This window comes from Thalassotalea fusca (assembly GCF_053485835.1).
Genome location: NZ_JBQRUN010000002.1, coordinates 366,874 through 388,542 on the forward strand (window position 1 = coordinate 366,874; position 21,669 = coordinate 388,542).

Genomic DNA, 21,669 nt, shown 5'->3' on the forward strand with positions numbered 1-21,669 from the left:
CAATATACAGTTGAATAGGTCTGTCGCTTAGCATAAGCTACAGACCTATTTTTTTATGGGGAAAATTTATGAAGCTGGTATATAAGTTAGCAGCAGCGTTAGTATTTATTACGCATACAGCGTATGCAAAAGTAAATGATGTATACACTTATGCAAATTATGATGAAGTAAAAGTTAGCCATTTATATTTAGACCTAAGTGTTAACTTTGAAGAAAAGTCACTTGATGGTTTTGCCGAATTGTCACTGAATTGGCAAACTTCGCAACCGGTACCTGTTGTACTGGATACCCGCGATCTTGTTATCGATAAGGTACTGGCAAAAAGGAAAAGTGGTACTTGGTATCCTGTAGGTCATACGCTGGCAGCAAGAGACGACGTATTAGGTGCAAAATTAACTGTAGATACTAAAACACAAGTTGAAGCTTTGCGTATTTATTACCGTTCAACAGAAAAAGCCTCAGGGTTACAATGGTTAACACCTAATCAGACTGCCGGTAAAACCCATCCTTTTATGTTTAGCCAAAATCAGGCAATTCATGCGCGTTCTTGGATCCCTATTCAAGATACACCCAGTGTGCGCATGACATATACTGCTCGAATCAATACGCCGAAATCTCTATTAGCGGTTATGAGTGCAAACAATGAACCTGAAACTTCCAGAGATGGCGACTATTTCTTTTCAATGCCACAGGCCATTCCGCCTTATTTAATTGCAATTGCAGTTGGCGATTTAGAATTCAAGGCAATGAGTGAGCAAACAGGCATATATGCTGAGAAATACATTTTGGATCGTTCGGTGGCTGAATTTAATGACACGCAAGCGATGATTGATTCAACTGAAAAGCTCTTCGGAGAATACCGCTGGGGACGTTACGATCTATTGATTCTTCCGCCTAGCTTTCCATTTGGTGGTATGGAAAATCCAAGATTGTCTTTTATTACGCCTACAGTTGTTGCTGGTGATAAAAGTTTGGTCAACCTAATTGCTCATGAACTTGCGCATTCATGGTCAGGCAACTTGGTAACTAATGAAAGCTGGCGTGATTTATGGCTAAACGAAGGTTTCACTAGCTATGTTGAAAATCGCATTATGGAAGATGTATTTGGTCGTGATAGAGCAATAATGGAGCAAGCTTTGGATGCTCAAAAACTTAGTTATGAAATTGCAGAACTCACGCCCGGTGATACTCAACTTTATATTGATTTAAAAGGCCGCGATCCGGATGACGCGTTTTCTGGTGTGCCTTATACCAAAGGTCAGTTGTTTCTAATTTACTTGGAAGATAAGTTTGGTCGAGAAAAGTTTGATGCATTCATCAATAAATATTTTGATGAGCATGCATTTCAAAGCATTGGTACTGAACAGTTTGTAAAGTATGTTACTAAGAATTTACTAGACGTTCATCCAGGCGTTGTCAGTAACCAAGAGCTAAATGAGTGGATTTATGGTCAAGGGCTACCGAGTTTTGTGCCACGTCCTAAATCTGATGCTTTTTTAAATATTGATAAGTTAATTCATGGTTTCGTCGCTGATACAATTACTATTAGCGATATTCCTACGCAACAATGGACAGTGCACGAATGGTTGCATTTCATCAACAATCTCCCATTAAACTTAACGCTTGATAAAATGAACGCATTAGACGCGGCATTTAATCTTACCAAAAGCTCAAACGCCGAAATTGCCCATGCGTGGTATATGCTAGCTTTAAGCGCTGGTTACGAGAAAGTTTATCCTGCTGTCGCTGAGTATCTAGAATCTATCGGTCGGAGAAAATTGATCGTGCCTATTTATAAAAAGCTGGCGGAAGACCCTGAACGAAAGGCATGGGTAACGGATGTTTATAATGAAGCCAGACCTGGTTACCATCCATTAGCACAAGGCACAGTAGACGGTGTCCTTGGTTTAGATAAAGACTAGTTGCAGACAAGCACTAGTGAGTTGAACATAAAAAAAACCTGCGCATTCGCAGGTTTTTTTTAATACCTAAATTTGGCAATAACATTCAGGTTCTATAAATATTACCTTGTGACGATTACGTCTACTTGTCGCATTTTATTTTGATCAGAAATTATTACTCTAATTTTATGCATGCCTGAATTGAACTTAAGCATTAATCTTCCGCGTTTAGTTTCTTGCGTAGTGATATCACCATAATTAGCAACGTAAAATGCGCTTATTTCTTCCACGGTCGATTTTGTGTAATAGTTAACAACAGCAGGTAGCGTTGTTTCGTGTGCAAATATATTCGTTGCCTCTAGCGTAGGAATATCAACTGCGTCACTCGTCATCTCGCCATAACAACCAAAAGATAACAATGCCATCGCAAGAGTGTATTTTATCGACATTTGTTTCAATATTTGCATAGGATCTCCAAAGGGGTTATGCCGAGTCGGTTATATCTATATAGCCAACGCATTCTATTTTTGGTCACACATCTAATGATAAAACGAACATTAGATGTGATTTTAGTATAACCACCAGATGTAAAAAAGCGAGCTTTAACAATGGTGTAGTTAAGTTTAAATCCGCTTTATGGGCGAAATCTACACGTATTCATCTCTATACTGCTCCACCCAAAGTGCAGTTGCACCACAAATAGCTACAGGCATCACTATCATATTGATTATCGGCACCATTGAAAAAACGGCAGCTGTAACACCAAAGCTGTAGCTCAGTTTTTGCTTTTCTTTCAAAGCGGAACGCATTTCGTCAAAATTAATTTTATGATTATCAAAAGGGTAGTCCTTATATTGAATGGCCATCATCCAAGCCAAAAATAGGAACCAGATTATTTGCCCTACTACAGGAATTATCCAATATAAGATGAAAAAACCGAGCGCCTTGGGTAGGTAATAGCGAAATTTACACCACTCGCGACTTAGTGTGCGAGGTATGTCTTTTATTATGTCTGCGAAACCACCAGAGGGAGGCGTCGATTTAGTCAGTAATGACTCTACTTTTTCAGAAAGCAACCCGTTAAATGGCGCTGCTAACCAGTTAGCAACAGAACTAAATATGAAAGAAAACGTAAATAAAATAAATAGGATTGCGATTGGCCAAATTACGGTGCTGAGCCAAGACAAAAACTCGGGTAAGGCGCTTTCAATCATTGTCATATAATGGTCGAGCTGCTGAACCACGTAATAAAAGGCGACGGAAAATAGAATAAGATTGACAGATAAAGGGATTAAAACGAACCGACGAAGACCTTTTTGTCTAATTAACGTAAACCCACGCATAAAATATTGTGAGCCACTCGATGAATAGGCGTTAGTAGTTGAAGTCATGTTATTGTTGTTGAATGAAAACTAAGCGTGTTTCGTATTATAGAAGTTCAATCGCGCTGATAAAAGATGCTTAATGTTACAAAGTAAATCAATTTCTGTTAGAGTGATTTCAATTAGAACAATCATCACCTCAACTTCCAAGGTTTGTCCCTCGAATGCGACTTAAGCACATTAAACTGTCAGGATTCAAATCGTTTGTCGATCCGACAAAAGTGCCATTTGAGCAACAAATGACAGCGATTGTTGGTCCAAACGGGTGTGGAAAGTCAAATATAATTGATGCGGTACGTTGGGTACTGGGTGAAAGTTCAGCAAAAAATCTGCGCGGCGACGCAATGACTGATGTCATTTTTAATGGTGCTGCTAGCCGAAAGCCAGTTGGGCAGGCGAGTGTTGAGCTTGTTTTTGATAATATTGATAGCCGCATCAAAGGAAATTTAGCTGACCGATCACAAATATCAGTTCGTAGATTAGTAAATAGAGATGGGCAAAATAGTTACTTCTTGAATGGTTCTAAATGCCGCCGCCGTGATATCACTGATATTTTCTTGGGTACAGGTTTAGGGCCTAGAAGTTACGCTATTATTGAACAAGGTACTATTTCTCGATTAATTGAATCTAAGCCTCAGGAACTGCGCGTATTCATTGAAGAAGCTGCTGGGATCTCCAAATATAAAGAACGTCGTAAGGAAACGGAACTACGTATCAAACATACGCGAGAAAATTTATCTCGTCTTACTGATCTTCGCATTGAACTCGCTAATCAAATCGAAAAGCTTTATGGGCAAGCGGAAGCTGCTAAACGTTTTAAAAAGCTAAAAGCACAAGAGCGGAAACTAAAAGCTGAGTTAGCTTATTTGAGGTGGCAAAAGTACGATCAGCAACACACAAATTATGAACGTTTATTAAAGGAAAAATCGACTGCCATAGAAAGTCTAATTAATCAGCAAAAAGAGATTGATATTGCACTTTTTTCACTTAAACAACAGTCGAGTGATCAATTCAAGTTGCTGTCAAATCAGCAGAACGAGAAACTTGCGTTAACGCAAAAAATTGCACATGCAGAACAAAATACCAAACACATTAGGCAGCATACATCTAGATTAGAGAAAGACAATGAAGTGTCGCAACAGCAACTCATTAATGCTCAAAATATGCTGCTTCAGGAAAAAGAAAAGGTATCGCGTAACCAAGAGTTGTTAAAAAGCATACAACCACAAATAGATGCGTTGAATTTACAGGAAGTAAAAATAAAAGAAGATATTCAAGAGCTTGTACAACAAAAATCTCAAGTTGAAGAGCAGTTACGTGGCTTTCGTCAACAAGCGAACGAATATATAGAACAACGGCACGGATTACAAAAAGAACTGGTTAAAAAAGAAGCTGTTTATCATCAGGCAATGCAACAATTAAGTGCGGCAGAAAAATCTTTGGCTCAATTACCTGATTTTCCATCTGACCAACTTGTCTCCTTTCAGGCTTTACATGATTCATATAGCAAGGAAATTGCTAATCAGGAATATCAACTAACCGAGATCAAATCGCACTCCGCTGCTTTACAACAACATCGGTTGAAACTATCTACAGACAAGCTGTCTTTAGAGAACAAAATTAAGCTTCTACATGATCGCAAGGAAGAATTTACGTTCAGCTTAAAGAATGTGGATTCATGGCTTGAAACGACCGTTGAGTTTCTTGATGAAAAGCAGATTGCACACTATGGCAGTGTACAAAGTCAGTTAACAATTGATCCAGGTTGGGAGGCGGCCGTACAAATGGTATTAGCCGAACACCTTTCCGCGTTATGGGTTGCTGAACTGCCAGAAAACTCAGACTTAGAGCAGCTTTTCTTAATAAAGCGAAATAATACGTTTGAACCAGCTATTAAAGGGCGATTAGCAGAGAAAGTTAAAGGAGCAGCACAATTTTATTCAATACTTAACCTCGTTCATATTGTTGAATCTGAGGAAGCAGTGGCTGATAAACTCTCGCAACTTAGCGACCAAGAATCAGTGATAACTAAAGAAGGTTTGTGGCAATCTAGCGACTTTGTTCGAAAGGCACTTGTAAACCAAGAAGAACCCTATCTTGCAATATCCGCTAAGCTCCATGAAGTTTCGGAACAGATACCTCAACAGCAGTATTTACTTGAACTATGTACTAAAGAACTTGAAAGAGTTGATGCAGATATTGCCAAATTAAGCGATAAGCAAAACGCAGTTGAGCAGAGGCTAGTTCAGTGGAATCAGAAGTTAGTCGATAATGACAAAGCAATGTCGATTGCAACGCACCATCAGCAACATACAAAGCAGCAAAAAGCCGAAAAGTTGGCAGAAGTAGAGCAATTGAAGTTAAGCTGTCAACGATTATCTGAAGAAGTAGAGTCACTGCAGCAAGCACTAAGCACTCACACGGCAAACAGTGAAAGCGATAATGCAAGTAACCAAGAAGAAGTACTTTATCAGCGCTTAAACGAAACAGCGTCCTTAGTAGAAAATAAAAATACTGAACTCAATCAGCTACGCCAGAAGTTACACGAACTAGCACTCGAACTACAAAAAGAACATAGTATTGTGACGCAAGGTGAAGCAACAATTGTTCGACTTCAAGAGAATATTAAGCACCTCATCGAACAGCAAAGTAAAGCTCAAACCATTCTTAATGACAACAGAAACGCTTTGCAGCAAGACGAAGAGAATCTCGCTGTTTGGATTTCGGAGATGGCTGACGTAGAAGCTGCAATATTGACACTACAAACATCTTTGGCGCAAGAACAATCAGACGTAGATAAACACGAGTCCCAGTTGAAAGAGCTCTCGTTAAAACTAAAAGCGTTAGAGCATGAAAGTTCACAGTTAAAACTCGATAGTGAGGGCGCTAAATTACGAGCGTCAAGTGCTATGGAGCAGCTTGCAGATATAGGCGTTTCTATAGCGCAAGTTCAGGAAACAATTCCGAAAGAAGCTAAAGAAAGCCAATGGCAAGCGCAATTAATTCGAATTACAAAAGATATTGCAAATCTCGGAACGATTAATTTGGCAGCTATTGAAGAGTACGAAAGCCAATTAACGCGTAAAAACTATCTGGATCAACAAGATCAGGATTTAAATTTTGCAATTACAACGTTAGAATCAGCGATAGATAAAATTGATAAAGAAAGTCGCCAAAAATTTAAGGCAACATTCGATATTGTCAATAAAGACTTGAAACAGCTGTTTCCTAAAGTATTTGGTGGCGGACAAGCCTACTTAGAATTGACAGGTGAAGATCTACTAGAAACCGGTGTTACAATTATGGCTCGACCGCCGGGTAAAAAAAATAGTACGATTCACTTATTATCGGGTGGTGAAAAAGCATTAACCGCTTTATCATTAGTATTTGCCATTTTTAGGCTAAACCCTGCACCATTTTGTATGTTAGATGAGGTCGACGCGCCTTTGGACGATGCGAATGTTGAAAGGTTTTGTAATCTGGTGAAAGAAATGTCAAATACCGTACAATTTATATATATAAGCCACAATAAGATAGCGATGGAAATGGCAACACATTTGACTGGAGTGACCATGTTTGAACCTGGTGTGTCTAGAATGGTTGCGGTTGATATTGATGAAGCTATCGCAATGGCAGAAGTATCTTAAAACAGGCAAGGCAAGATGGAAGATAATTTCAGAAACGCATTAATTATTATCAGCGCTATAGTGATAGCAGCCATTTTCGTACACGGATTTTGGACAATTCGCAAGAATAAAAATCCATACAAGTTGAAGGCTAAACATGAAACTGCCGAACCAGAGGTTCGGGGCTTTGACAATTCAGGCTTTGATCAAGATGGTGTAGGAAAGCCACGCGTTGTAAGTGCCAATACACTGAATGAAGATGAAATACCAAAAGAACCAGCTCCTGCGCCAACTTACGAGCCTGAACCTTTACCTAAAGATATCAAAGAAGATAATCAGGAAGTGCTAACGCTTGAACCATCTTTAGGTGATTTATCGGATATCAATGAACAGCCGCCAGTAGACGATACACCATTGCCTGCGCAAGTTAGTGAAGAAAAGCCTATACAAGAGGTATATGAAAGCCCAATATCAGAGGCTAAGCCATCTGTTCGTAAAAAGAACGTCAGAAATACTGGGGCAAACGCAAAACGCAATCAAATGGAAATTAATTTTGGTGATGAGTACGATGCAATTGAAGAAAATGCTCAGCAGCAATCTCACCAAAAGAATAAACAAGAAGACACAAAGCCTGCGAACGAAATAGAACAGCAAGTAATCGTAGTTTCTGTAGTCATGCCTGAAAATTTAACTATTTCAGGGGCTGCGTTGTTACCGTCATTGTTAACACTTGGTTTGCGATATGGCGAAATGAATATATTCCATCGTCATGAAGATAACGCAGGAAACGGTAAAGTAACGTTTAGTCTTGCCAACATGATGAATCCCGGCACATTTGATTTAGACCAATTAGAAACATTTACCACACAAGGCATTAGTTTGTTTATGACATTACCAAATGCTGGTGATCCTTTTGAAGTGTTTGAACAAATGATGTCTGCGGCTAAGCAGCTGGCTATGGAATTTCATGGACAATTATTAGACGACAAACGTAGTGTAATGACAAAACAAACAGAGCAACACTACATTAGTAAGATAAGAGAATTCGAGCGAATGAATCGAATTGCAACTGCTTAATCATTCCAATAGCAAAGCCTCTTTCTCGGAGGCTTTAATTTATAAAGAATAATCAAAAAGTACTCCTATGGCAGAAATTGAAACGCAACAACGAGTTGAAGAACTTCATCGTTTAATTAATCAATATAATCATCAATACTACGTAGAAGACAACCCGTCTGTGCCTGATGCTGAGTATGATCGGCTAATGCGCGAATTAAACGATATTGAAGCTGAATTTCCCGCGCTTAAATTTCCCGATTCACCTAGCCAAAAAGTCGGTGGTAAACCGTTAAAGGCATTTACCCAAGTCACGCACCAAATCCCTATGTTATCACTTGATAACGTATTTTCTGAGCAAGAGTGGCAGGCGTTTGTAAAGCGAGTATTTGATAGAGTCGGTGAACAAAAATCTCTGGCGCTATGTGCTGAACCTAAGTTAGATGGTTTAGCAGTAAGCTTACGCTACGAAGATAACGTTCTTGTACAGGCTGCGACACGCGGTGACGGCGCCACTGGTGAGAATATTACTGAAAACATCAGAACGATAATGTCTATCCCGCTAAGGCTTCAAGGCGATAACCTACCTGAAGTAATTGAAGTGCGGGGCGAGGTATTTATGCCTAAGCGTAGTTTTGAGCAGTTAAACGCGCAGGCGATAAAAAAAGGTGAAAAAACCTTTGCTAACCCACGAAATGCAGCTGCTGGTAGCTTGCGTCAATTGGACTCACGTATCACCGCTAAAAGACAATTGGCGTTTTACGCGTATGGTATTGGGTTTATTGGAACCAAAGATGGGCTAGCGAATAATGATTGGTTAGCGGATTCACATTATCAACGTCTCTGCCAGATTAGAGACCTTGGCTTACCTATGTGTCCTGATGTTAAGTTGCTTGAATCGCCAGCACAATGTCAGGCATTTTATCAGGATATTCTTAATCGTCGTGATGAATTGCCTTACGAAATAGACGGCACGGTATTGAAGGTTGATAACGTTGAACTGCAGCAACAATTAGGGTTTGTGGCTAGAGCACCACGATGGGCGACTGCATACAAATTTCCAGCGCAAGAAGAACTCACTGTGCTAGAAGACGTTGAATTTCAAGTTGGTAGAACAGGCGCTATTACTCCAGTGGCTCGATTAAAGCCGGTTTTTGTTGGCGGTGTCACTGTCAGTAACGCAACATTGCATAACCAGGATGAAATCGAACGTTTGTCGATAAAGATTGGTGATACGGTTGTCATCAGGCGCGCAGGAGATGTAATTCCGCAAATAGTAAGCGTAGTTGATGAACGTAGGCCTGATAATGCGATTGATATTGTTTTTCCTTCAACATGTCCAATCTGCGAATCTGCCGTAGTAAGGCAAGAAGGTGAAGCTGTGCTGCGTTGTACAGGAGGCCTATTTTGTGCCGCACAACGCAAAGAAGCGATAAAGCATTTTGCTTCCAGAAAAGCGATTGATATAGATGGCTTAGGTGACAAACTGGTAGAGCAACTGGTAGATGAAAACTTAATCAAAACGCCTGCGGATTTGTTTACATTAACTGAGCTGCAAATTAGTACGATGGAGCGAATGGGGGCAAAGTCAGCGAGTAACCTAATACAGTCCATCGAGAAATCACGTTCAACGACACTTTCGAAGTTTATTTACGCAATTGGTATTAGAGAGGTAGGCGAGGCTACCGCCAGCAACTTAGCGAATCACTTTTTGACGTTAGATGATTTGATCAATGCGTCTGTTGAGCAATTGCAGGAAGTTGATGATGTTGGCGAAGTGGTTGCCAAGAATATCAGTTCATTCTTCAAGCAAGCTCACAACTTGGAAGTCGTAGAACAATTACGCGATATTCTAACGTGGCCAGCAATTGAAAAGCGCGATGAAGATGCTTTGCCGCTAAAAGATCAAACGTTCGTTTTAACGGGAACATTGAGCCAGATGGGGCGCTCTGACGCCAAAGCTAAATTACAGGCCCTTGGTGCCAAAGTGTCTGGCAGTGTATCTGCTAAAACCCATTATTTAGTGGCTGGTGAAAAAGCCGGTTCTAAATTAACTAAGGCGCAGGACTTAGGCGTTTCAGTTATGACAGAAGACGAGCTGGTTTCACTGCTGAGCAAATATGGGCAAGTTTAATGACAGATGTGTTAATCGAGCTAGGCCAAAAATTTAGGCCGTATCAATATCAAGCAGCGTTGGCCATCATTGCGACGCTGTTAGTGTTGTTTGGCAATGATATTAACAACGCAATTAAAGGGCTAATTCGAAAGCAGCATTTTATTGTAAGAACGACAGCTTTTATTGTTATTTGTGCATTTGGCTATGGATTGCTGACAGTTTGGCTAACTAAACTGCTCAGTGCTCAGCTGTCACAAATACCTAATGTCTATATTGTACCGCTCGTTGTTTCGATATTTGTTGGACTAGGTGTTTATGCACAAAAACAACGACAAATATAGAAAGTGTAGTTAGCGAGAATCTGCATGTGCAGCGCTTGTATTTGCAAGTTTTATTAGTTGATCATTTTCATGGATGTTAATCTTGTGATTAAAATGCGTAGCGGTCAACTTCACCATAGCACTCGCAAGCTGCGCGGCCTTGATAGGGCGATATTTGGTTAAAGGCCCATGCCAAATAAAAGGTAGGCGGCCAAAAATGGATTGTGCTAGTTGTTCACCTAATCGTTTATCATCTCGTTTGCCTATTAACAAGCTTGGGCGGCATATATGCAAAGTTGAATCGGAATTTTTAAAGTATTGTTGTAATTGCTGTTCCATTTCTCCTTTCATTCGATTGTAAAACCATAATGAATTTGCATCAGCATTGGTTGCACTGATTACCACAAAATTTTTTGCGTTTCCTTTGGCTGCTAACTCGCCGCAAGAAACAACGTAGTCGACGTCAATACGCTTGAATGTTTCTCTACTGCCAGCCGCTCTTTGTGTGGTACCTAAGCAACAAAATACATCATCTACTTCAAAGCACATACTGTATTCAGATAATTGATCAAAATCACATACTACACTGGTGTAATGTGAACTAATCTCAGTGCTACGACGTTGCAAGCCATAGACAGTTTGATATTTAGGAGAGTTAAATAGAAGTTCAATTAAATGTTGCGCAGTTAGGCCTGTGCTCCCGATGACTAAAGCGGAGCGTTTTTCATTAGCGGATTTCTGATTAGCTGAACCAAGCATTTAAGAAAAAGCTATATTAAAAACGAAGCGTATATAAAAAGTAGTATGGGAAGCGGCAGAAGTACACTAAAAAGAATAGTTTCACACCATTCGATGGCACGGTAGAATTTACCCCAATGTTTATCTTCGGCTTTGGTTGACGGTAAAACCTGAAAAAAGAATATAAATGCCGCCAATACCAACGATTGAAGCGCAAAAAATAAAATGAACAATAAAACAAGAATTAAGGTGTCAGGTGTGCCGCTAACCGTAAAGTTATGCAATACATGAAACAAAACAAAAGCTAACAGACTCCATAGTAACAACCGCCACCGCCAGTTCGATAGGGTAATTGCAACAGAGTTAAAAACTTCGGGAGTCAGCCACGAGAACATAGAAAAATTAGAGCACCTTTTATCAAAGTCATCATTATAAGTGTATCATTAATTAAATTAAGAATAAGCAAAAACTACTAGAGCAAACTACTTATGTTGAAGCCCCTCGAAAAAATCTCACAGTACTTAATTGTCGTCGCAGTAAGTTTCAGTTTAGGTTCGTTTACACATGCGTACGATCAACCCAATAAACCATCGCTAAAAGTACTGAAACAATCAAAGCACATTGTTATCAAGCCCGTTGAATTAACGGATAGTACAGGGCTAGTGTATTTAGGCGGGTTAGTACCAAAAGCGGAACTCCAGCGATATTTGGTTCAAATGAAGGACTCACTTGGCATTGAACATGAAAAATTTAGACAAAACCAAGCTGCAAGAGATCATAGCCTATTTCACTTAACCTTAGTTAACCCTTATGAATACCAAACCATCGTTACACATGATATCGACATTAAAAAACCGATTAAGGTCATGTTGCAAGGCTTGGGCAAGGTGAGTAAAGATGGCAAAACCACGTACTTTGTTGTGGCTTCTTCACCTGATGGACAATTTTTACGCCAACAGTTGCTGCTTAAAGAAAAGGATTTTCATGTAACTTTAGGGTTTTCACCGAGTGATATTTACGATGTCCGAAAAGGAGTAGACACGTTAATTGTGAGATAAATTTCATCACTTTCGCCGATTTCTTTTGTGATAATTTCGTGAGAACTTTGTGATTCAAAGCGGATATTTCCTTTGCATACTGAACAGGATTACTACTGCAAAGGAATAAAAATGAAAAGATTAACTTTATTAGCTGGTGTGATTGCGTCGTCGTTTATGGTGGCGACTCAGGCACAAGAGCTTGAAATCACGGTAACTAACCTCACACAAGGAATTTATTACACCCCGATCCTAATTGCTGCGCATAACACCGATATTGACATGTTCACAGTCGGAGAAGCAGCGTCTAATGAATTACAAGCAATGGCGGAAGGAGGCGACATTAGTGGGTTGTCTACCTTAGTGACTGCCGGCAATGCCGATATCGTTGAAAACCCGGCTGGCGGGCTTTTAGCGCCTGCTTCGTCTACAACGACTACCTTGAATACGATGGAAGGAAACACCCATCTAAGCTTAGTGTCTATGATGTTACCTACTAATGATGGTTTTATTGGCCTTGATAGCTGGATGATACCGAGCGAGTCAGGTACGTATTCTTTCACCTTGAGCGCATATGATGCTGGTACTGAGGCTAACGACGAAATCATTAATGGAGGTGGCGCTCCGGGCGTTGCTGGAATTCCAATCGCTCCTGGCAATGACGCTGGTGCAGGCGGAGCGGGCGTAACCAGCATGGAAGAAAACACAATGATACATGTACATAGAGGCAACTTAGGTGATGATGATTTGTCGGGAGGAAAAAGTGATCTCGATAATACGGTACATCGTTGGCTCAACCCGGTTGCACGTGTCACTGTAGTGGTGAAATAGGAGGCTACTATGAAACGTTTAAATTCGTTGACACTCGTTGCCACATTATTGTCTTCGTTAGCGATTGGTGGCTGTAGTGATAATGATACGCCTAGCGTTGCAATGCCAGATCCCATAACGCCAATGCCAGTCGTTAACTATAGATACCAAGTGACTGTGGTTAACCTTACTCATGCACAGCCAATGTCACCAATTGCTACTTTGCTTCACAACGAAGCAAATGTTTGGGAAGTGGGTATGCCTGCATCTGCTTCGTTAGAGCAATTAGCGGAGAGTGGTAATAATACCGAATTACTTGCAGAAGGTTTTGTGCTTGCAGGTCAAAGTGGTGAAGGAATTTTGATGCCCGGTGCAAGTGAAACACTTGAAGTTTCAACAAGCAACACCCCACCACAATTGCTCTCTACAGTAACAATGCTGGTTAACACAAATGATGCATTTTCCGGTTTCAATGCCATGGATATATCAAATATGGCAGTTGGCGAAAGTATTTCGTTAAGAACGGGTTCTTATGATGCAGGTACTGAGAAAAACAGTGAGTCTTCTGCCACGATCCCTGGCCCTGCGAGTGGCGGTTCAGGTGAAGGGTATAACGAGGCAAGAGATGATGTTGACTTCGTTGCAATGCATCCTGGTGTAGTTACGGCAGATGATGGATTAGCCAGTTCTGTGTTAACACAAGCGCACAGGTTTGATAATCCGACTTTGGCGATTACGGTAACCCGTATCGAATAGCTGCAGCGTGCAACCTAAGATTAAGGCGGCTCAAAGTCGCCTTGTTTCACTATTTTTCTCATCGAATTATTTGAGGAGAGCAGAAGTGGAACGAGTTCTTTTAGTTGAAGACGACAATGATATAGCTCAATTGGTTTCGGTAAACCTTGCTGAGATATCAATTGAAGTAGATTACGCAGAGACAGGAGAAGTTGCACTGAAAAAATTCGAAAAGTCTCACTACGGGCTCGTATTGCTCGACGTTATGCTGCCGGGCATTTCCGGATTAGATGTCTGTCGTCAAATTCGAGATCAGAAACCTGAACAAGCGATTCTTATTTTGACTTCTCGAGATACCGAATTAGACAGAGTGCTAGGACTGGAATTGGGAGCAGATGATTATATGACCAAGCCCTTTAGCGTAAGAGAGTTGCAAGCGAGAGTGCGAACACAACTCCGACGCTTTAAGTTGTTGAATGCGCTGGAAGCCAAGTGTCAACATGAGCTAACAACTGCGACTGAAGAAAATCAGACGCTTGTTCTTGGTGATCTTGCGATAAATAATTTAACTCATTCAGCGTATTTGGCAGGAAAACCACTGGAACTAACATCGACAGAGTATGACCTGCTTTATTTTCTCGCTTCTCATCCTGAACAGGTATTTTCACGTGATCAATTGTTAAGCTCTGTGTGGGGTTATCATCACAGTGGCTATGAACACACTGTTAATTCTCACATAAACCGGCTACGTAATAAGTTAGAACAAGACGCTGCGCAGCCTCAAATTGTTCAAACAGTGTGGGGTGTCGGATATAAATTCAATCGGCAAGGCGTGGCAGCGTGAAAATGTCACTGTATCAGCGGCTTTCAATTTCACTGTTTATTGTCTTTGTCGCGATGCTTACGATTATTCACCTGTGGACAAAAGAACTCGCCCAACGTACTCGCTATGAATCTCAGCAACACCTACATCTTTCTTTGGCAGCCAATTTGGCGCGAGATAATCCGTTACTACAACAAGGCGTATATGATCATGAAGCGCTAAAAAATCTGTTCCATACGCTAATGGTTCTAGGGCCTGCATTCGAGTTTTATTTTGTTGATCCTAACGGCAAGATACTCACACATTCTTTACCTCAATCCTATGTGAAACGAAACACAATAGACTTGTTGCCGCTGATTCAATTAACTCAAAATCGTGCTCCTTTGCCTATCTATGGAGACGATCCAAAGCATCTTGAACGTAAAAAAGTATTTTCAGCAGCACCTCTATTTAATGGGGCGCAATTACAAGGTTATTTATACGTGATTGTAGCAGGTGAACGATACGATTCTGTTCACGCGAAAAACAGTAGTGTTCACGATAATCAATTATCTATGGCTGTCGCTGTGGCGGCAATCACGTTCTTATTTATTGTAATGATGGGGATTTTTGCCTATTTCACTCGACCTTTACGAAAGCTTAATCAGGATATACAACAACTCATAAATAACGGATTTGATTTACAAACGTTTCAACTGCAAAGCTGGCAAAAAGGTTCAAGTAATGAAGTGCATCAGTTGGGTGAGGCGTTTCAAAAGATGGCTGAACAGATAAATTACCAGCTCAAAATGCTAAATGAAAACGACACTCGACGAAGAGAGCTGTTAGCAGATATTTCCCATGATCTTCGTACACCTCTTGCATCATTAACGGGTTACATTGAAACTTTGACCATCAGCCGTGATAACACCCTAACTGAACATCAACAACAATACCTAACTACTGCTTTACGCAATGCGCAACAGCTGAAAACTATGATAGATCAAATTTTTGAATTGGCACATTTAGAAGGAGGACAGGTTTCTGTTTCACTGGAAACAATTAATTTAGCTGAATTGCTCTATGATGTAGTGGCAAAATTCAGCCTCAGCGCCAACAAAAAAAATATTGCTATTAAGGTTGAATGTACAAGACATGATTTGATGATCCATACAGACATCGCTAAATTGGAAAGGGTATTGAGTAACTTGTTGGAAAATGCGTTACGTCATACAAGTAACAATGGGACGATTACGCTACGAGCGATAGAAGTAGACAATCACAGTTGCCAGCTTATCGTGGAAGACAATGGTTCAGGTATTAAAACCGACGAAATAGCGTATATTTTCGATACGCGTTACCGAGCAAGTAACGCAACAAAAAGCGATGGAAGTCATACCGGACTTGGGTTGGCGATAACTAAAAAACTATTAGAACTATTACAAACAGATATTAAAGTGCATAGCGAATTAGGTAGAGGTAGTGCGTTTTCGTTTACCGTGCGCAAGGCAAGTTTTAGTAATTCGTAGTGAATTATTCGATTCAATAACTATCAGGTGCTGAACCATGAATCCTGATTTTTGTTCGATATTAAACGTTATTTTTCATACACTATTGCCAATGCTGAAATGAACATATGGGAAGACTGTGAATAATAAACGATTAATTACCTGTGCATTAACCGCGGCAATATTATTAGGTGGTTGTGCTAAATCTTCAACTGGTAGAAACCAACTGACGTTATTTTCAGAAAGCGAACTCGGCAAGATGGGCGTAGCGTCGTTTGAGGAAATGAAAGCGAAAGAAAAAATTAGCCAAAACAAAACGACTAATGAATATGTGCAATGCGTAGCAAATGGTATTACAAAACATGTGCCATCTTCTGCCCATGCGGGCGACTGGGAAGTCGTGGTATTTGATTCGCCACAAGTAAACGCATTCGCATTGCCTGGTGGCAAAATTGGCGTTTATACGGGAATTCTAAGCGTTGCAACTTCAGCCGATCAACTTGCGGCTATTATTGGGCATGAGGTAGGGCATGTCATTGAGCGACATTCGAATGAACGTTTGTCGTCAAATCAGTTTAGTCAGATAGGGCTAGCTGCTGCTAATGCCGTAATGACAAGCCAGAATGTAGAAAACAAGAACCTCTATATGGCTGGATTAGGGTTGGGGGTGCAATATGGCATTTTGCTCCCGTATGGCAGAACACACGAATCGGAAGCTGATATTGTTGGACAGGATTTAATGGCCAAAGCCGGATTTAAACCTGATGCAGCGATTACATTATGGAAAAATATGGCGAAAGTTTCTAAAGGCGCTCCACCTGAATTTATGTCAACTCACCCGTCACATAAAACACGTATTTCTGCATTGACAGCACATCTACCTAAAGCAGAAAGGCATTTTGACGTTAAGCAACGACCAAATTGTGTTAAACCAAAATAATACTACTACTCGTGTCTCCGTTCGATGAGTAGGAGGCACGACGTATCGAAGGGTAGTGGTTAATTATTTGGTCATTCGCCTATAAGCAAACATAGCCGTAAAGAACAAAATCATCGGATAAAACGCACAAGTAACTACTTCTAAGGGTGAAATACCCAATGTGGCGCCGAGTAGTAAGGCCTGGGCCCCATAAGGTAATAATCCTTGGTTAATACAAGCAAAAACGTCTAACAAACTCGCTGATTGTGCAGGCGTTAGTTCACCGTCTTCGGCTAGATCTTTCGCCGTTTGTCCGGCTACAATTATTGAAACGGTATTATTTGCAGTAAAAAAATTACAGCTAAATGCTAGGCTGGCAATGCCGATCCCAGCACCGCGTTTTTTATTGTTTGGGCTTACTTTGTTCGCTAACTTTTCAATATAATGTGTTAGCGCAGCTAAACCACCTTGGTTTTTTATCAATTCACTTAACCCACCAATAAACAATGACAATATGAATATGTCTTGCATACCAGCAAATCCTGCATTGATGTCTTTAATCCATTGACCTAATGCATAGTCTGAAGTCATCATGCCAATGGCTGCCGCCAACACAATACCAACAAGTAACACAACAAATACGTTAACACCGGAAAGTGCCAACGCAAGAATGACTATATAAGGCACAATACCTAATACTGCGTAATCGGTTGTTACGTCTCTGGTAACGGGTTCTCCTAAAAAACCAAAGAGCACAATACATACGATGGCGGCTGGTACGGCAAAGGTAAAGTTCACTTTAAACTTGTCTTTCATTCTGGCTCCCTGACTGCGAGTTGAAGCAATCGTTGTGTCAGAAATTATCGATAGGTTATCACCAAATATTGCACCTGAAATAATACACCCAGCAACTATTGCAGCGCTCATTTCAGCTGATTCTATAAAGCCTAATGCAATCGGTGCTATTGCTGCGATGGTGCCCATAGATGTGCCCATCGCGGTAGAAAGAAGTGCTGCAACAATAAATAAACCTGGCAGTAATAAATAATCAGGGAAGATAGACAAGCCTAACTGAACACTTGCATCCACACTGCCAGTAGCTTTGGCAACGGTTGCAAACGCTCCTGCAAGCAGATAAATCACACACATAGTAATAATATTTGGGTGACCAGCGCCTTGGATAAATTGATTGATTTGCTCACTAATTGACGGCTTACCCAAAACAATTGCGAATAAAATTGCCGGAATTATCGCGATACTTGCAGGTAGTTGGTAAAACGCAAATTCAACGCCTTGCAGGGTTAAAATGATGCCGGTACCTAAAAATAGCCCGAGAAATACGCCAAACGGTAAAAGGCTGATGAGATTTTTGTTTTGTTTTTGATCAGCATTTGAATGGCTAGAATGCGAAATTGGTGGTTGTGTCATGCAACGTGCTCTTTTAATTGTTATTCTTTGACAATAAACGAATCAGAGAAAAAGTCTATAACTGGCATTATTATAAGTAGCAAAAATAGTGTGTCAATCTAGATTTCTAGACGTCCATCTGAAGGCGTTAAAATTGAATTTATTTGAATAGAGTAATTGATAATGAAAGTATTTGTTGTTGGTGCTGGCGCAATAGGAAGCTATTTCGGTGCGAGATTAGTTGAAGCTGGCGAGAGTGTGAGTTTTCTCGCACGAGAAAAAAGAGCCGAGCTATATCGAACGCATGGAATTCGAATAACCAGTATATGTGGTGATGCACACATAGCCAACGTGAATACGCTGACTGAGTCTGAACTATTAGCGACTAATGAAGGTTTCGATGTAGTGTTGTTGGCTATAAAATCCCCGCAGGTGCCAGACATTATTAACTTGCTCAAAAAAATCGTTAAAGAAGATACATTGTTGATCAGCCTGTTAAACGGTGTTCATCAAAAAGAGCGGCTTTCAAAACACTTACCTATGAATAACATATGCACAGCAATCGCTAACATTATCGTGTCAGAGAAAGCAGTAGGGGATATTCAGCATACAGGCGTGGTACCGCATATTACACTCGAATCAAAGGAGCTGTGTGGTGATCTACTAAACAAAAAATTTAAGCGATTAAATGAAGCGCTTACCCGAGCGAATATAGACTTTAGTATAAAGACAGATATTCGTCGTTCATTATGGCAAAAATTTTGTTTTGTTGCTCCTTGGGGCGTGTTGGCAAGCGCAGTGAAGTTGCCCATTGGTGAAATATTAGCTGACGATAATTTGCGCAGTGATTTGAACGCCTTGATCGCCGAATATGTCACTATTGCCGAAGCACATGGCGTAACACTAAACGATAATGCCGCAGAAAAGATATTTGAGGCGGTTAACAAACTACCTGCTAATAGCACTACCTCATTGCAAAGAGATTTATATGTGGGAAAGGTTGGTGAGTTTGATGCTTTATGCCAATACCCTTTTGACTTTGCCAAAGCTAATCAGCTTTATACGCCTGTTTTAAATCGTTATTGCGAAATATTGAGCAATTTATCGCAACCTATCCGAAATTTATAACAAATAACTAGATTGTTACTTATTGCCTCTACAGATACGCGTGAGAGTATGCTATTCTTGCGCGAAATTTTTATCACTAACTTTTAAGTGAGCTTCTTATGTCTGACAATAAATTTGAATCAATCGAGCAACGTGTAAGTTATGGCGTTGGTCGTCAATTGGGTGACCAATTGCGCAATAATCCTTTTAAAGATTTCGACGTAACAGCTGTACAAGCTGGTTTAGCTGATGCACTAGCTAACGTTGCTAGCCAAGTTTCAGACGAAGCATTAAATGAAGCTTTTGGTATTGTTTCTCAGAAACTTCAGGAAGCTGAAATGGCTGCTGCAAAAGAAAAAGCAGCAGAAGGCGAAGCATTTTTAGCTGAAAATGCTAAGCGTGACGAAGTGACTGTTACTGAATCAGGCTTACAATTCGAAATATTGACTGCTGGCGAAGGCGACAAGCCTACGGCACAAAGCACTGTTCGCACACATTACCATGGTACTTTTATTAACGGTGATGTTTTCGATAGTTCATACGATCGTGGTCAGCCTGCTGAGTTCCCAGTTGGCGGCGTTATCGCTGGTTGGACTGAAGCATTACAATTAATGTCGGTTGGTGCTAAATGGCGTTTGTACATTCCTTACAACTTGGCATATGGTGAGCGTGGCTCACAGGGCGCGATCCCTCCATATTCAGCGTTAGTATTCGACGTTGAATTATTAGACATTTTATAATATTGAAAGCCGGAGTTTCCGGCTTTTTTTTGGGCTTTAATAAAGGAAGAGTCATCCTCGATGGCGATTACAGATCTATTCAGTAGCTATGTTGCAGCGTTCAAACAATATAATCTGTCTGCTGTAATGAAATTATATTCCCGGCCTTGCTTACTAGCGACGCCAGATGAAGTTAAATGGCTTACATCAGACGACTCATTTAACGATGCATTCAGTGAAATTTTTGCTCAGTTGCAAGGTGCGAATATGGCAGATATTGTTTCTCCGCGAGCTAGCTATAATCAAATGAGCGACACCCTCATTAACGCCTGTGTTGACTGGCAATTTATCGATGCCAATCAACAAGTATTTACTACGTTCTGCGCGTTTTATGTGATTCACAAGATTGACGCTCAATGGCGAATCGTCAACGTTATGTCATACGATGAAGGCCAATATCAGCAACTTGCCCATTCCTTCAAGTTTTAAAGAGATGAAAATGACAATCAAAGTAGCAATTTTAGGTTGTAGCGGTCGCATGGGGCGAAATCTCATCGAAGCAGCTCACAATGACAACAATATAGAACTAATTGGCGGCACTGTACGCGAGCGCTCATCATTCAATGGATTTGATTTAGGCGAGCTCGCTGGTATCGGTTCGATAGGTACTAAAACAGTCACTACGATTAATGAATTAAGTACAGCAGACGTGTTCATTGATTTCACATCGATAGAATCTACTTTTGAGCATATGGCGTGGTGTAAAGAAAATAGAAAGGCTTTGGTTATTGGTACTACCGGCTTTGATGAAACGCAAGTGCAACAAATAGTGGATGCAGGGGATTCAATGCCAGTTTTATTGGCACCTAACACGAGCGTTGGTGTTAATTTGCTTTTCAAACTCCTTGAAATTACCGCTAAAGCAATTGGCGACTATACTGATATAGAAATTTTTGAATCGCATCACAGGTTCAAAAAAGATGCGCCTTCAGGAACGGCAATGAAAATGGGGCAAGTGATTGCTGATACGCTAGGCAGAGACTTGCAACAGTGTGCTGTATACGGCAGAGAAGGCATAACTGATGAACGAGACCCAAACACCATTGGGTTTGCTACGGTAAGAGCCGGTGACATTGTAGGTGAGCACACTGCATTTTTTGCAGATTTGGGCGAACGACTTGAACTAACGCATCGTGCAAGCTCTCGAATGACGTTTGCATTAGGCGCTATGCGCGCTGCTAGTTGGTTAGCGAATGCTGAAAATGGTTACTACGATATGCAGGACGTATTGGGATTAAAGCAATTGTAATAAAGAGATAACTACTGCTTTTAGGGCTTTAAACGTAAAAATAGAGTTAAACGCTAATTTTTGCAATTTAGACTGGACGAATTGCTAAGATAAGCGTAGAATGCGCGGAATTTGTCAAAAATTTGCTTTCGGCAAGGTATTAGACGGATTAACGACATAATAACGCGCTTAATATTC

At 40.6% G+C, this 21,669-nt stretch carries 19 protein-coding genes; 15 read left to right on the forward strand and 4 right to left on the reverse strand.

Annotated features, from left to right (window positions below):
* Positions 1-68 precede the first annotated feature (68 nt).
* A complete protein-coding gene (locus ACSLUK_RS03885; RefSeq protein ID WP_448547202.1) occupies positions 69-1,922 on the forward strand; it encodes a M1 family metallopeptidase in 1,854 nt (617 codons plus the stop codon).
* 101 nt (positions 1,923-2,023) lie between these two features.
* Here the strand turns inward: ACSLUK_RS03885 and ACSLUK_RS03890 are convergent, their stop codons facing one another.
* Both ACSLUK_RS03890 and cysZ read right to left on the reverse strand, forming a co-directional pair.
* The gene (locus ACSLUK_RS03890; protein WP_448547203.1) at positions 2,024-2,368 is read right to left on the reverse strand and encodes a hypothetical protein; all 345 of its coding nucleotides are present in this window, start codon (positions 2,366-2,368) and stop codon (positions 2,024-2,026) included.
* 180 nt (positions 2,369-2,548) lie between these two features.
* Positions 2,549-3,292 (reverse strand): sulfate transporter CysZ, encoded by a 744-nt coding sequence (gene cysZ, locus ACSLUK_RS03895; RefSeq protein ID WP_448547204.1) that lies wholly within the window; start codon positions 3,290-3,292, stop codon positions 2,549-2,551.
* Between the two features lie 155 nt (positions 3,293-3,447).
* Here cysZ and smc point away from each other — a divergent pair, with 155 nt between their 5' ends.
* From smc to ACSLUK_RS03915, 4 genes are all read left to right on the forward strand, one after another.
* A complete protein-coding gene (gene smc, locus ACSLUK_RS03900) occupies positions 3,448-6,930 on the forward strand; it encodes a chromosome segregation protein SMC (RefSeq protein WP_448547205.1) in 3,483 nt (1,160 codons plus the stop codon).
* Between the two features lie 15 nt (positions 6,931-6,945).
* Positions 6,946-7,986 (forward strand): cell division protein ZipA, encoded by a 1,041-nt coding sequence (gene zipA / locus ACSLUK_RS03905; RefSeq protein ID WP_448547206.1) that lies wholly within the window; start codon positions 6,946-6,948, stop codon positions 7,984-7,986.
* A 67-nt stretch (positions 7,987-8,053) separates the two neighbouring features.
* Positions 8,054-10,099, forward strand: a complete 2,046-nt coding sequence (gene ligA, locus ACSLUK_RS03910) for an NAD-dependent DNA ligase LigA (RefSeq protein ID WP_448547207.1) — start codon at positions 8,054-8,056, stop codon at positions 10,097-10,099.
* Positions 10,099-10,422: a DUF3392 domain-containing protein gene (locus tag ACSLUK_RS03915; RefSeq protein WP_448547208.1), complete on the forward strand. Its 324-nt coding sequence runs from the start codon at positions 10,099-10,101 to the stop codon at positions 10,420-10,422. Before ligA ends, ACSLUK_RS03915 begins: the two co-directional genes overlap by 1 nt.
* 9 nt (positions 10,423-10,431) lie before the next feature.
* Here ACSLUK_RS03915 and ACSLUK_RS03920 read toward each other — a convergent pair whose 3' ends face one another.
* A complete protein-coding gene (locus tag ACSLUK_RS03920) occupies positions 10,432-11,160 on the reverse strand; it encodes an NAD-dependent epimerase/dehydratase family protein (protein ID WP_448547209.1) in 729 nt (242 codons plus the stop codon).
* A 467-nt stretch (positions 11,161-11,627) separates the two neighbouring features.
* On the opposite strand from ACSLUK_RS03920, the gene ACSLUK_RS03925 reads away from it, so the two are divergent.
* The 6 genes from ACSLUK_RS03925 to ACSLUK_RS03950 all read left to right on the forward strand — a co-directional run bounded on the left by ACSLUK_RS03925 (position 11,628) and on the right by ACSLUK_RS03950 (position 16,971).
* Entirely contained in the window at positions 11,628-12,197 is a 570-nt protein-coding gene (locus ACSLUK_RS03925; protein WP_448547210.1) for a hypothetical protein, read from the forward strand.
* 111 nt (positions 12,198-12,308) lie between these two features.
* Positions 12,309-13,007 carry a spondin domain-containing protein gene (locus tag ACSLUK_RS03930; protein WP_448547211.1) on the forward strand — a complete coding sequence of 233 codons (699 nt, stop codon included), beginning with the start codon at positions 12,309-12,311 and terminating at the stop codon, positions 13,005-13,007.
* A 9-nt stretch (positions 13,008-13,016) separates the two neighbouring features.
* Positions 13,017-13,742 (forward strand): spondin domain-containing protein, encoded by a 726-nt coding sequence (locus ACSLUK_RS03935; protein ID WP_448547212.1) that lies wholly within the window; start codon positions 13,017-13,019, stop codon positions 13,740-13,742.
* Positions 13,743-13,827: 85 nt separating this feature from the next.
* A complete protein-coding gene (locus ACSLUK_RS03940) occupies positions 13,828-14,565 on the forward strand; it encodes a winged helix-turn-helix domain-containing protein (RefSeq protein WP_448547213.1) in 738 nt (245 codons plus the stop codon).
* Positions 14,566-14,567: 2 nt separating this feature from the next.
* Positions 14,568-16,052 (forward strand): sensor histidine kinase, encoded by a 1,485-nt coding sequence (locus tag ACSLUK_RS03945; RefSeq protein WP_448547309.1) that lies wholly within the window; start codon positions 14,568-14,570, stop codon positions 16,050-16,052.
* Positions 16,053-16,170: 118 nt separating this feature from the next.
* Complete coding sequence (locus ACSLUK_RS03950) at positions 16,171-16,971, forward strand: M48 family metallopeptidase (RefSeq protein WP_448547214.1); 801 nt, start codon at positions 16,171-16,173, stop codon at positions 16,969-16,971.
* Positions 16,972-17,034: 63 nt separating this feature from the next.
* On the opposite strand, the gene ACSLUK_RS03955 is transcribed toward ACSLUK_RS03950, so the two are convergent.
* Positions 17,035-18,378, reverse strand: a complete 1,344-nt coding sequence (locus ACSLUK_RS03955) for a Na+/H+ antiporter NhaC family protein (protein WP_448547215.1) — start codon at positions 18,376-18,378, stop codon at positions 17,035-17,037.
* Positions 18,379-18,540: 162 nt separating this feature from the next.
* Here ACSLUK_RS03955 and ACSLUK_RS03960 point away from each other — a divergent pair, with 162 nt between their 5' ends.
* The 4 genes from ACSLUK_RS03960 to dapB all read left to right on the forward strand — a co-directional run bounded on the left by ACSLUK_RS03960 (position 18,541) and on the right by dapB (position 21,492).
* On the forward strand, positions 18,541-19,485 hold the full coding sequence (locus tag ACSLUK_RS03960) for a ketopantoate reductase family protein (protein ID WP_448547216.1): 945 nt from the start codon (positions 18,541-18,543) through the stop codon (positions 19,483-19,485).
* 98 nt (positions 19,486-19,583) lie between these two features.
* Complete coding sequence (locus ACSLUK_RS03965; protein WP_448547217.1) at positions 19,584-20,204, forward strand: FKBP-type peptidyl-prolyl cis-trans isomerase; 621 nt, start codon at positions 19,584-19,586, stop codon at positions 20,202-20,204.
* Between the two features lie 60 nt (positions 20,205-20,264).
* Positions 20,265-20,672: a DUF6841 family protein gene (locus tag ACSLUK_RS03970; protein WP_448547218.1), complete on the forward strand. Its 408-nt coding sequence runs from the start codon at positions 20,265-20,267 to the stop codon at positions 20,670-20,672.
* Positions 20,673-20,682: 10 nt separating this feature from the next.
* Entirely contained in the window at positions 20,683-21,492 is an 810-nt protein-coding gene (dapB, locus tag ACSLUK_RS03975) for a 4-hydroxy-tetrahydrodipicolinate reductase (RefSeq protein ID WP_448547219.1), read from the forward strand.
* Positions 21,493-21,669 lie beyond the last annotated feature (177 nt).